Source organism: Arenibacter nanhaiticus, from assembly GCF_900141935.1.
Lineage (GTDB): Bacteria > Bacteroidota > Bacteroidia > Flavobacteriales > Flavobacteriaceae > Arenibacter > Arenibacter nanhaiticus.
Genome location: NZ_FQYX01000002.1, coordinates 226,271 through 239,355 on the forward strand (window position 1 = coordinate 226,271; position 13,085 = coordinate 239,355).

A 13,085-nucleotide genomic window follows, 5' to 3' on the forward strand; every position below is an offset into this window, starting at 1 on the left:
CTTTCTTTCATTTGCAGCTATTTAGTGTGTTTTTAACAGGCATATATATTTCGTATATCTTCATTAGTCTTTGCGACCAGTTTTCGGTCATGCTCATTTCATGAAAAATCCTTTGAACCACTATGCCTTGGTTAAATCTTGAACAAGGAACAGCAACCCTGGAATTGGGCTTAGCTTTTAGAATACATTTAGACTTTTATCTTTCCCAATCTGATGTATTCTATTAATAGGCATAAAAAAGGCCCTAATTTCTTAGGGCCTTTACAATATATAAGTGGAATATTATTATCCTACTTTCATTAATTCTACATCGAAAATCAAGGTTGCGTTTGGAGGGATTACTCCACCAGCACCAGCGCTACCGTACGCTAAATGAGAAGGGATCACAAAACGGGCCTTATCACCAACTTGCAATAAGCCAATTCCTTCATCCCATCCTGGGATTACCTGGCCAACTCCTAATTCAAAACTAATAGGCTCATTTCTTTTGTATGAAGAATCAAAAACCTTTCCGTTTACCAAAGACCCTTCGTAATGAACAGAAACGTCTTTGCCGTTAACCGATTTTGCTCCGTTTCCTTTTTGGATAATCTTATATCTCAATCCGCTTTCGGTTTCATCAAAACCAGCAGCTACCTTATCCAATTCTGCCGATATCTTTTTTTTCTCTTCGGCCAGTCTTTTTTCTCTTGACCCTTCAAAGGTACGAAATGCCTCAACTGCATTCCATTTTTCAGCTTCTGCCCCAACTCTTTCGATAGAAAGACTTTCTATTTTATCGCCTTGCTTAATAGCATCAACAACATCTTGACCTTCGGTAACATGGCCAAAAACAGTATGTTTGTTGTCTAACCAAGGGGTAGCGATATGAGTGATAAAAAACTGGGTTCCGTTGGTACCTGGACCGGCATTTGCCATAGAAAGTACTCCTGGAGCGTTGTGGGTAAGTTCTGGATGAAACTCATCGTCAAACTTGTAACCACCGTCACCTGTACCAGTTCCAAGAGGGCAACCTCCTTGGATCATAAAATCTGGAATTACCCTATGGAATTTTAATCCATCGTAATAAGGCGTTCCTTGAGGCTTCACCTTATTTTCTAAAGTTCCTTCTGCCAATGCCACAAAATTACCTACGGTTCCTGGGGTCTTATCATGGGTAAGCTTTACTATTATCTCTCCTTTTGAAGTATTGAATTTTGCGTAAATTCCGTCTTGCATATCGCTGTTTTTAATTGTCGGGCAAAGATAAGGATTTGTTTTCTTTTTAAAAAGACTTGCATTCCAAGCCCTTCACTTTTAATTTATTTTTTTTGTTTTCTACTAAACTGATTATCCGGTATTTATGGATTAGCTTCTCCTTTTTACAGAAAAGGTTGTCCATTTGTTTTTCTCTTGGGAATGCCTTCGTTATTTAATACCATAAGTATCGATTAAATACACCAAACTGGCCATAGTAGCAGCACCGAGGTGCAATTCGCGCTGATTTACATGTTCAAAGGTATCATTATCAGAATGGTGGTGGTCAAAATAACGTTGCGTATCTGGGCGTAATCCTGCCAAAACAATCCGATCGTCTTTTAGTGGTCCAATATCTGCTCCTCCATATCCCTTTTGAAATAAATGTATTAGATAGGGCTCAAAAAGGTTTTTCCAGCTTACTATTTGCTCATAATTCTTTTGATTGGCATCGATAGTGAATCCGCGTGGAGTAAATCCGCCCGAGTCGCTCTCCAATGCAAAAATATGTCGTTCTTTTTTGGCAAAGGCTTCTTTGGCATAGGCAGTACCGCCACGCAATCCGTTTTCTTCGTTCATAAACAACACCACCCTTATAGTGCGTTTAGGCCTGTATCCTGTTGCTTTAAACAAGCGCAACACCTCCATACTCTGTACGCAGCCGGCACCATCGTCGTGTGAGCCATCGCCCAAATCCCATGAATCTAGATGTCCGCCAACTACAATTATTTCTTCGGGATGGGTGCTTCCCTTTATTTCTCCTATCACATTGTAGGAATCTACATCTGGGAGATTTTTACAATTCTGTTTAAAATATAATTTAATACTGGGGTTCAATTTTAAGGTGGTACTCAAAAGCTCTGCGCCATTGGTACTAATGGCCGCTGCAGGAATCCTTTCTGCTACAGGGGTATTGCCATAGCTCATGGCACCTGTATGCGGAAAATCGTCCAACCTTAAGTTTAAAGAACGGACAATAACCCCTACTGCCCCGTATTTTCCGGCTTCCGCTGCCCCCGAATAACGTTGGTCGGCACAACCGGAATACGCCTGAAAAGTATCTATAAGGCCGGGATCCATAGCGCGGTTAAAGAACACTATTTTTCCTTCGATCCTTTCGCGCCCCAAGCCTTTTAGTGCTTCAATACTTTGCACTTCGATCACTTCGGCTTTTAGTCCGCCAAAAGGGGTAGCCACCGAACCGCCCAGGGCACGGATGGCAACATTGTTCGTAATACCGGGAGCACTTTCTATATAGGCAAACTCGGGCGTGCCCCTCACCCATTTTGGCACTTTTACCGGTTGCAACCAAACCTTATCAAGCCCCATATTATCTAAAAGGGATTTAGTGTAATCTACGGCTTGTTGCGCCTGTATGGATCCCGAGAGCCTGCCCCCTATTTTAGTGGACAAATGCTGTAACCAACCATAGGCACTTCCTTCTGTCAAGGCCTGGTGGTAAAGGGCTTTAATTTGTTTTTCGTCTCGATCTTGTGCGTAAATTTGTGTGGATAAGAGAACTAATATTACCAGTAATTGCTTCATTCGGATTCTAATTGTTTTTTATAATCTTCTAAATTAGCCAATATTTTTTCATCCAATTCCGGTTCCTTTATATCTTTGTATTTTTTTAACTCTTCCAATAAAATAGAAGCCACAATAACCCTAGCCGCTTTTTTATTATCGGCAGGAATTACATACCATGGGGCATGTGGTTTAGAGGTTATATTTATAGCTTCTTCATAACAAAACTGATATTGATCCCAAAGGGTACGCTCCTTTAAATCGCCCGGAGAAAATTTCCAGTTTTTTTTCTTTAATGCCAACCTTCGCAGTAATCGCTGACGCTGCTCTTCTTTGGATAAGTGCAGAAAGAATTTAAAAATTAAAGTACCGTTTTCTGCTATATGCCGTTCAAAGTTATTAATCTGTTCAAAGCGTTTTTCCCAAAATTTTTCATCGATGTCTTCCGTGCTATTAATTCCAGGAATATGTTCGCCCATTATATACTCGGGATGCACCCTGGTGACCAAGACATTTTCGTAATGGGTACGATTAAACACTCCAAATTTCCCTTTGGCAGGAAGCGCTATATAATGACGCCAAAGATAATCGTGCTTTAACTCTAATGCCGTAGGCACCTTAAAACTATGTACCACGACCCCTCTAGCATTAAAATCCTTAAAGACCTCCCTGATAAGACTGTCTTTCCCAGAAGTATCCATCCCCTGTAAGCAGATAAGCACACTGTACTTTGCATGGGCATACATTACATCCTGAAACTCTCCTAGTTCTACCCTGATACTTTCTAGGGTTTTCCGTAATCTTTTATGCGATGCCTCTAAATTTTCATTGGTTTCTAAGCCTGACAAGCTTATTGGATCAGTGACTTTAAATTCTTTAGCTAATGGGTTTTTCATGGATTGGTTTTAAAGCCATGGAATGGCCTGTTAGGAAACAAAAAAATACAAAAATATCCTGATATATCCGAACCATAGGTGAATTGGCAAAGAACAACTTTGTTAAGACAGCATAATCCATAAGTTGTTGACCATAAATATGTCATCTAACTCTAACAGCAAGAATTCCTTTATTATTTATAATCTCCGTATTTAGTCCATCATTACGGAATAAAGCTCAATTTTATCGAATAAATTGAAGAATCACTGCTAAACTAGCCTATCTTTAATTTGTTATCCCCCAAATAACACTGCTTAAATCCTACGCTATGAAAATAACCGTAATAATCTTATCTACCATTACTGTTCTGTTTTCGGCTTTTAAGACCACAAAAGCCTGTGAATACGCTGGCTCTAACCTTGGCTTTATTCAGACACAAACAGAAAAGGCCATTCAGGCCCAAGACATTAATTTATCCAAATATTATGCTTACAAGGCTTTAAATGCTATCACAAAATCAGCCCCCCAATTAACCGATTGTGGTTGTGAGTTTGCTATTGATCTTGTTAAAGAAAGTGCCAACAACCTTAAAAACGCCACAAAAACCAGTAGTTTGGAAAGCGCCCGTATTTTATTGAACAAGGCCTTGGAGAATATACACTCTAGCGTAGAAGCCTTAAGTCAGCACGACGCTCATGACAGCCAATTCAGCAATGACGTTATCGCCCTGAACACCATAAGTTCCATGGAAGAAAATAAGGCTAAAAAAATGCCTGACAGAAAATTAATCGAGGCAAAAATAGACCTCTCCCTACTGCGATTCAAGGAATCTATGGAGCGGGTGCTTATACATGTAGATTGTAAAGAAGCCCGTGCCTTTGCCGAAAATATCTTTAAAATTTGCGAAGAACAGTTGTTGCTTCCCAATATTACGGAAAGCAAAAAATACTATAATCTAGAAACCCAAAAAATTGCCGCAAAAGCTCTAGAGCAATTGCGGAATTGTGCTAAGGATTAATGTTGATTTCCTCTAGTGGCCAATATTCTTTTGCCATTGGAGAAGAGGCAACTTTATTTGCTGGCAAAGAGTTTTACATCTTCTTCACTAATTTCATTGCCACCTAATATAATAAGGCGTTCTACCACATTTCTAAGTTCCCGAATATTTCCTGTCCAGTCATAGCCTTTTAGTAGGGCAATAGCTTTATCGGAAAATATCTTTTGTGGAACCCCCAATTCAGAAGCTATTTTTTCTGAAAAATATTCGATCAACACCGGAATATCGTCCCTTCTGTTGTTAAGGGAGGGTACCTTTATCAAAATAACGGCCAATCTATGGTAAAGATCTTCCCTAAACCTACCTTGTTCAATTTCGGTTTTCAAATCTTTATTGGTGGCGGCCACCACTCTGACATCTACTTTTATATCCTTATCCGAACCTACCCGCGAAATTTTACTTTCTTGCAGCGCCCTAAGCACTTTCGCCTGGGCAGACAAACTCATATCGCCTATTTCGTCTAAAAAAATAGTTCCCTTATTAGCGGCCTCAAATTTTCCGGCCCTATCCTTGACCGCCGAGGTAAAGGCCCCTTTTACATGCCCAAACAATTCGCTTTCTATTAATTCTGAAGGGATTGCTGCGCAGTTCACTTCTATAAAAGGAAAGGAACTCCGTTCACTTTTTTGATGTAGCCAATGAGCTACCAGTTCTTTTCCGGTTCCATTAGATCCTGTAATAAGTACCCTGGCATCGGTAGGTGCCACCTTATCTATCATCTCCTTAATGGCTGAAATTTCCTTACTGTTTCCGATCATCTCAAAGTTTTTGCCTACCTTTTTCTTCAATATCTTATTTTCTACTACCAATTCCTTCTTATCCAAGGCATTGCGTACCGTAGTCAATAATCTGTTCAGATCTGGCGGCTTGGAAATATAATCAAAAGCCCCCATACGCATCGTATTTACGGCAGTCTCCAAATCGCCATGCCCAGAAATCATAATAAACGGAATTTCCGGTTTTATTTTTCGGGCCGCTTCCAACACCTCTACCCCATCCATTTTGGGCATTTTTATATCGCAAAGCACTAAATCAAAATCATCCTTCTTTAGGGTTTCCAGTCCTATAAATCCGTTTTCGGCCTCTTCTACATGATAACTTTCGTTTTCCTCGCTAAGAATTTTAACCAATACCCTGCGGATAGCAGCCTCATCCTCGATAACCAATATTCTTGACATAAATCTTTTTATTATATTCCTATTCTAAAACCACTCCTAAAATACAAACTTGGCGAATCGTTTAAGGTAAAAATTTCATTTCTATTTTCATCCCTCAACACTCCATCCTGAAACATCGTATGCCCCACGTACCCATAAACGAACATATTTTTGGAAATAGAATACTGATATCCTATAGCTGCCAAGGCCGCCGAGGTAGAAATAGAGGAGGCTACACCCGATTCTGGCAGGATGATGGTATTTTGAAGGTTCACATAATATCCATCCAAAACAAATTCTGTTTGCAACATATGTTTTTGATTAAAATAATATTTTAAACCAGTTTTGGGAGCACCGATGACGTACGCCCAATTAGGATGAAATCTTTTCTCGTAATAAACAACTGGCAACGGAACCCTTATGGCAACGCTAGAATTATAAGCTACCCCCAGTACCAACCTGCTTGGCTTTTCTATATTTGGCCTATCCATGATAGCCCCTATGGTTGCGTTTACAGAAAAATCTCCCTGCCCAAGCCTATTGTTCAGTGTAGAGGAAAGTCTTGGGGTAATTACCCCAACAAAGCGCCAGTCTGTATTGTGTTGCAACACATAGGCCATATTGAAGTCTAATACATGAAAGGTTTCAAACTTTTCATTGTCAAAGGAAGTTTCGCGAAGTAAATCGTAATTCATCATATTGTATTCACTTCCCAGAATGACCAGGTCGCTCTCTCTTACTTTGACAGGCATATTGAATACTAATTTTAGCCGAGATAATTTAGCCTCCGCATCATTTTTCGGCATCAACATATATTCTAACCTAAAAACATCGGGCGTCTGCGCCACACCCGTAACTGAAGCCCCTAAAAACAATAGTAGCAAGCCAAGCCCTTTTAAATTAATTTTCATTACTACTTTCTGTTTTTCCAACCGGAATATGTTGAAACGGACGTTCTTGAATAATATGTAAATCTCTTTGAGGAAAGGGAATACTAATGTTATGAGCCCTAAACTTAGCATCTATATTATAGCGCATAGCACTCTTAATTTTGGGTTCTCCAAAACTATCATAGGTGTAAAAATTTATAGAAAATAACAGTGAAGAATCTCCAAAATCCTCGAACAGCACAAAGGATTTAGGAGTTTTTAATACTCCTTTTTGTTCCTGGGCCACTTCCATCAATAATTTGGTCACTAAATCGATATCACAGCCATAAGCCACCCCTACCTTCACGGATTCCCTTGTTATTTTACTGTTTTGAGTGTAATTATAAATACTGTCCGTCAAGAATTTATGGTTGGGAATAATAATTACCCTATCGTCTCTAGTAACAGCTCTTGTAGTCCTTAGGCGAATTTCAAAAACCCTACCTACTTTCCCGCCAACTTCTATAATATCGCCTACGTGTAATGATTGGTCAAGAATGATCAATATACCCGATATAATGTCTTGAAACAGGTATTGAAGCGCAAAACCCAACCCCACAAAAAGAGCTGCCGATGCAGTAAGTAGTACGGTTAGGTTAACCCCCGATGAGTGCAGGATAACCAAAATAACCATGATATAGGACAGGTATTTTAGAAACCCAAAAATACTGATAAACTTATTTTTATCCTCTTCGGGCAACTTGGAAGTTACTACTTTATGAACAATTTTCAATAAATAGGTAACGACCACAACAGCGATGATGATCGTTAAAAAAGTACCTGCCGTAATATCTACCTTCTCCCCATTGACGATGGGGTAGGTTAAAAAATCTTTGATGATTTTTAAAAACTCAAGAATTTTTTCCATACTAGTATCTCAACCATTTAAATAGTTCCTTATAAGTTGGTTTTTTTCCGTACATTAAAATCCCCACTCTGTAGATTTTAGCGGCCAACCATACTATTCCTATAAAAGTCCCTATTAGCAAACCAATAGAAGTAATCACCTGCCAGATAGGAACTCCTCCTTCTCCAATGCCACCTGGCAAGCGCATTAACATCACTATGGGAGAAGTTAGGGGAAATAATGAAAACCCTACCGCTATAGGACCATGTGGATTATTGAACACTGAAAAGAAACCTACATAAATAGCTAACATCAGAGGTAAAATAATGGGAAATATAAACTGTTGGGTGTCGGTCTCATTATCCACGGCAGCCCCAATGGCTGCATAGATAGAGCTATATATAAAATAGCCCAAGATAAAATACACCATAAAAAAGCCTATAAGCATCGCCCACGGAATTTTAAATAATTCATTGGCATACAATTGCATGGTACTGTCGGCTGTAGAAGCATAGGCAGCGGCACCGGAAAAACCTGGGGCATTTTCAGCGCCTGAATTTAAGGCCGACGGATCTATACCGAAAACCGCGATAACAACCCCCAACAGTATCGTAGCCGAAAAGATCCAAATGGCAAATTGAGTAATCCCGGCCAAGGAAGTACCTATTATTTTTCCCAGCATTAACTGAAAAGGTTTAACCGAGGATATAATTACTTCTATGATTCTACTGGTCTTTTCCTCGATGACACTACGCATGACAAAGCCGCCATATATGATAATGAACATCATAATCAGGTAGCCGAAGGCACCACCGATAATGGCTTTTATTTCATTGAGGCCCTTTAGGTTTTGTTGACCGGCAAAGGTGGCCGTATTGATATCGAAATTGTGGTCTACCCGATCAAAATCGGCTACCGAAACCCCTAAGTCCTGTAGCCTTTGCTGTCTTAATTGTTTTGTAAAAACAGTTTCCAAGGCATCGATTATGGACGAACCAGGAGCGTCTTGGGTATAAAAATAAGAGGCGCTGGCCGCTGCTTCCATATCTGCAGCATCGGGAATGTACAACAAGCCATAAAAACCGATATTTACAATAGAGTCCTTAGCCGACTCTAAACCCACCCCTCTAAAATCGATGTAGGAGATAGAACCATTACTTTCAAATTTATTCGTAAAATAAGGGCTTTCATTAAGAACCCCAATAGTTTTTATATCGTTATCATTAATTTTGGTCAGATAGGCGATAAGCACGATCATTCCTACCATCAGGACAGGACTTAAAAAGGTCATTATGACAAACGACTTATTGCGTACTTTCGCTAAATATTCGCGCTTTATAATGAGTGCCAGTTTACTCATGTAGATTTTTATTTTGTATAGTTTGAATAAAAATATCGTTGGTAGAAGGAATCGTTTCCGTAAAATTATTTAGGTTTCCCTTGCCCGAAAGCTTGGCCAATAACCCCCCGGTATCACTACTTGGCAATTGAACCGTAAAATTTAATTGTTGCCCATCTTCGATATACTCCGAATCTAGAATCTGGAAATTGTCTTGAAGATCCTCTAAGAGTCCATTGACATTTTTCAGGCCCAATCCAACTTTAAAAATATTATTCTTGTATGCTTGTTTTATATCGGTGAGCTTGCCGTCCAATATTTTTTCCGATCGGTGGATCAGGGCTATATAATCGCACAATTCCTCTACGGATTCCATTCTGTGGGTAGAAAAAATTATGGATGTTCCATTGTCCCTGAGTTGAAGGATTTCATCCTTTATAATATTGGCATTAATAGGATCGAAACCACTAAAAGGCTCATCAAAAATCAGGAGTTTCGGTTGGTGCAATACCGTTACGATAAATTGGATTTTCTGTGCCATTCCTTTGGAGAGCTCCTGCACCTTTTTATGCCACCAATCGCCTATATCCAATCGATCGAACCAATATTTTAATCGCGCTTTGGCCTCAGTTTTGGACAATCCCTTTAATTGGGCCAAGTACAGGGCTTGCTCCCCTACCTTCATACTTTTGTACAGCCCTCGCTCTTCTGGCAGATATCCTATCATCGCGACATGCTTATCCTCCAAGGGTTTTCCATCAAAAAAGACACTTCCTTGATCCGGATAGGTAATTTGGTTAATAATTCTTATTAAGGTGGTTTTCCCTGCCCCATTGGGCCCCAATAAGCCATAGATGCTGTTTTTGGGGATTTCTAGAGAAACTTTATTAAGAGCAATGTGCTTCCCAAACTGTTTGGAAACCCCTCTAGCGACCAATATATTGTCCATGAATGCAATTTTATCAAAGATATAGAATTGCGCTCTAAGTGTTTTTAGTTTTTAAGATTTATTAAACACAAAAAGCACCGCCGACTTTCATCCTTATTGGATTATGGCACCTATAGCCCTATATTTAAAAGCGCTTTAAATGAACAGATCAAGCACCATCCACTATTATCTAAACCCTGTAAAAAACAAAACCCACCCTTGACGAATCAAGGATGGGAAAAAATGTTGCGGAAAAGAAGATCAATATTAAATATTCAACATTAATTCTTTTCTGTATTCTTTATTCAATTATTCTATTCAGCACCTTAAGAAAACATATCCTTTACTTTCTCAAAGAAAGATTTATCGGACTTTTCCGGTCTAGGCTCAAAATTATCATTGCCTTTCATGCGCTCAAAGAAATCTTTTTGTTCTTTATTGAGCTCTTTTGGCGTCCAAACATTTACATGAACCAGTAAATCTCCTTGGCCGTACCCGTTAAGATCAGGAATACCTTTACTTCTTAAGCGTAGAATTTTTCCCGACTGGATTCCTGCTTCCAACTTAATTCTCACTTTTCCGCCTATGGCATCGATTTCCTTGGAAGTCCCTAAAACGGCATCTGAAAAACTGATATACAGATCGTAGTGCAAGTTGTTACCTTCACGTTTTAAGGTAGGGTGTTCTTCGGTTTCTATAGCGACCAATAAATCTCCTGGCACTCCGTTTCCTGGGGCATCATTTCCTTTGTTAGGAACTTTAAGCTGCATCCCTTCTTCAACTCCGGCTGGTATTTTAATACTAACGGTTTCTTCAGAAACTTTTAATCCATGGGCATCCGCATCAATAGGTTTTTTATCGATCATCTGTCCACTTCCCCCGCAACTACTACAAGTTGCTGCGGTTTGCATTCTACCTAGTATGGTATTGGTGATTTTTGCCACCTGCCCGCTACCGCCACAGGTATTACAAGTAGAATATGTTACGCCTTCTGCCTGTATTTTTCGTTTTACCTTTACCTTCTTTTCTACACCAAGGGCTATTTCGTCCAAGGTTAATCGCACCCTAATTCTTAGGTTACTTCCTTTTGCACGACGTTGTCCGCCTCCTCCGCCAAATCCGGAAAAACCGCCAAAACCGCCACCGCCAAAGGCACCGCCAAAGATGTCACCAAACTGACTGAAGATATCGTCCATGTTCATAGAACCACCACCGCCATATCCGCCGCCATTTTCAAATGCGGCATGACCGTACTGATCGTAACGAGCCTTTTTATTGGCATCGCTCAATATTTCATAGGCTTCGGCAGCCTTTTTAAACATCTCTTCTGCCTTGGAATCCCCAGGGTTCTTATCTGGGTGAAACTCAATTGCTTTTTTACGATATGCTTTTTTTATTTCAGCTGCTGTGGCATTTTTACTAATGCCCAAGATATCATAATAATCCTCCTTCATAAAACACTTTTAATTTCCAACGACCACTTTTGGATGGCGTATGATTTTATCTCCTAGTTTAAATCCTTTCTCTATGACATCGATTACCTTCCCCTTCAATTTCTTGTTCGGTGCAGGAATCTGGGTAATAGCATCGTGAATCTCGGCATCAAAATCATCGCCTTGCTTAACGACAATATCCTGAAGACCTTTGGCCTTTAAAGTATCCACCAATTTATTTTGGATAAGCGCTACTCCCTTCACCATTTCCTTGTCGTCAGATTTGGCAAGTTCTTTCATAGCCCTTTCAAAATCATCTAGTACCGGCAATAAAGAAACTAGAACCTCTTGTCCCGCCGTTTTAAACAAATCCATCCTTTCTTTGGAAGTACGCTTTTTATAGTTTTCGAACTCAGCAAAAAGACGTAGAAATTTGTCCTTTTCCTTATTCAAATCTTCTTGTAATTGCTCCTCTACACTCAACGCTGGTTCGGTTTCTACGGTTTCTTCCTCCACAGATTGATCCTCCTGATTAAGCTCTTGATTTTCAACATTGTTCAAAACCTCATCTTCCATCGCTTCTGATTTATTCTCGTTGCTCATTTAAATTTCATTTATATACTCTGTTTTTGGAACGGCAAAAGTACTGCCAATTATTCAAAAATGTCATAATGTCATAAACTTTATAACAAAACATCCGCCATTGGCGGATGTTTTGTTATAAAAATGACTGACAAAGTTCTAAGGGACATATTCCCGATTACTACAAGTATCTCCCTTATACTGCTTTGTTTTCTCCTTATAAATAGCCTCCAAGGCGCTACATATATTTTGATAATCAAAGACAAAACCCGATTCTTCAATTTTCTTACTACTCACCCTTTGACTGACAAACAACAGATAGGACATTTCTCCCAGCGCTATGCGCATAAACAGCTTCGGAATTTTGGGTAAAACCAGGGGCTTCTCCAAGACTTTGGCTATTTCCTTTGTCAGCTTTACATTGGTCACCGGATTCGGGGCAACTGCATTATAAACCCCGGTTATATTTTCTTCCAACACATGAAGAAACATTCGAGCCAAATCATGAATATGAATCCAAGACTGCCACTGCTCCCCAGAACCCATGGGTGCCCCCACAAAATACTTGATAGGTTTCGCCATTTCTGTCAAAACTCCGCCTTTACCTGACATCACCAAACCTATTCTTAATATAGCCACATTGATATTGAACTGCTTGAATCGATCTATTTCCTGCTCCCAAGCAAGGACTACTTTCCCTAAAAAACTATCATCGACCTCCGTTTCATCTTCCTCGTAATAGTTCGCTATGGAGTCCGGATAAATCCCGATCGCAGAAGCAGAAACAAACCCCTCTATAGTGTGACTTTCTAATTTTTGTAATCCATCTGCCAAGGTCATTAAGGCATTTATTCTACTGTTAAGAATACGCTTTTTCTGAAGAGGAGTCCAGCGTTTGGCAATGTTGGCACCCGCCAAGTTTATGATTGAGGTAACCCCCTTGAAACACTCTAGGTCTATTTCACCCTTATTGGGGTTCCAATAATACCCTTGGTAATTTTCGCGGGAAACTATTTTTTGTTTTGAAGTGGTCAAGTAACTCACCGCAATATTCCTTTGTTGACATAAGTCCACAATTTCGCTCCCCACCAATCCCGTTGCGCCCGCTATTAAAATTTTCATAATTACACATTCGAGTTCCTTCTAAATAAAGGTATAGAAATTAATGCTCGCAAAC

General features: G+C 39.7%; 12 protein-coding genes. 1 reads left to right on the forward strand and 11 read right to left on the reverse strand.

The features are described from left to right. Positions 1-285: 285 nt before the first annotated feature. The 3 genes from BUA16_RS02310 to BUA16_RS02320 all read right to left on the reverse strand — a co-directional run bounded on the left by BUA16_RS02310 (position 286) and on the right by BUA16_RS02320 (position 3,656). Entirely contained in the window at positions 286-1,218 is a 933-nt protein-coding gene (locus BUA16_RS02310) for a peptidylprolyl isomerase (RefSeq protein ID WP_072763015.1), read from the reverse strand. A 189-nt stretch (positions 1,219-1,407) separates the two neighbouring features. Then, positions 1,408-2,781, reverse strand: a complete 1,374-nt coding sequence (locus tag BUA16_RS02315; RefSeq protein ID WP_072763016.1) for a M20/M25/M40 family metallo-hydrolase — start codon at positions 2,779-2,781, stop codon at positions 1,408-1,410. Beyond that, entirely contained in the window at positions 2,778-3,656 is an 879-nt protein-coding gene (locus BUA16_RS02320; RefSeq protein ID WP_072763017.1) for a PPK2 family polyphosphate kinase, read from the reverse strand. Before BUA16_RS02320 ends, BUA16_RS02315 begins: the two co-directional genes overlap by 4 nt. A 308-nt stretch (positions 3,657-3,964) precedes the next feature. On the opposite strand from BUA16_RS02320, the gene BUA16_RS02325 reads away from it, so the two are divergent. Continuing rightward, positions 3,965-4,654: a hypothetical protein gene (locus BUA16_RS02325; protein ID WP_072763018.1), complete on the forward strand. Its 690-nt coding sequence runs from the start codon at positions 3,965-3,967 to the stop codon at positions 4,652-4,654. A 53-nt stretch (positions 4,655-4,707) separates the two neighbouring features. Here BUA16_RS02325 and BUA16_RS02330 read toward each other — a convergent pair whose 3' ends face one another. From BUA16_RS02330 to BUA16_RS02365, 8 genes are all read right to left on the reverse strand, one after another. Next, a complete protein-coding gene (locus BUA16_RS02330) occupies positions 4,708-5,871 on the reverse strand; it encodes a sigma-54-dependent transcriptional regulator (RefSeq protein WP_072763019.1) in 1,164 nt (387 codons plus the stop codon). A gap of 11 nt (positions 5,872-5,882) precedes the next feature. Then, positions 5,883-6,761 (reverse strand): DUF6268 family outer membrane beta-barrel protein, encoded by an 879-nt coding sequence (locus tag BUA16_RS02335; RefSeq protein WP_084668390.1) that lies wholly within the window; start codon positions 6,759-6,761, stop codon positions 5,883-5,885. Further along, complete coding sequence (locus BUA16_RS02340) at positions 6,751-7,647, reverse strand: mechanosensitive ion channel family protein (RefSeq protein ID WP_072763020.1); 897 nt, start codon at positions 7,645-7,647, stop codon at positions 6,751-6,753. Before BUA16_RS02340 ends, BUA16_RS02335 begins: the two co-directional genes overlap by 11 nt. A gap of 1 nt (position 7,648) precedes the next feature. Beyond that, the gene (locus BUA16_RS02345) at positions 7,649-8,986 is read right to left on the reverse strand and encodes an ABC transporter permease (protein WP_072763021.1); all 1,338 of its coding nucleotides are present in this window, start codon (positions 8,984-8,986) and stop codon (positions 7,649-7,651) included. Then, a complete protein-coding gene (locus BUA16_RS02350; protein WP_072763022.1) occupies positions 8,979-9,914 on the reverse strand; it encodes an ABC transporter ATP-binding protein in 936 nt (311 codons plus the stop codon). Before BUA16_RS02350 ends, BUA16_RS02345 begins: the two co-directional genes overlap by 8 nt. Before the next feature lie 305 nt (positions 9,915-10,219). After that, positions 10,220-11,347, reverse strand: a complete 1,128-nt coding sequence (dnaJ, locus tag BUA16_RS02355; RefSeq protein ID WP_072763023.1) for a molecular chaperone DnaJ — start codon at positions 11,345-11,347, stop codon at positions 10,220-10,222. Between the two features lie 9 nt (positions 11,348-11,356). Beyond that, complete coding sequence (locus BUA16_RS02360) at positions 11,357-11,929, reverse strand: nucleotide exchange factor GrpE (RefSeq protein WP_072763024.1); 573 nt, start codon at positions 11,927-11,929, stop codon at positions 11,357-11,359. Between the two features lie 138 nt (positions 11,930-12,067). Beyond that, complete coding sequence (locus tag BUA16_RS02365; RefSeq protein WP_072763025.1) at positions 12,068-13,030, reverse strand: TIGR01777 family oxidoreductase; 963 nt, start codon at positions 13,028-13,030, stop codon at positions 12,068-12,070. Positions 13,031-13,085 lie beyond the last annotated feature (55 nt).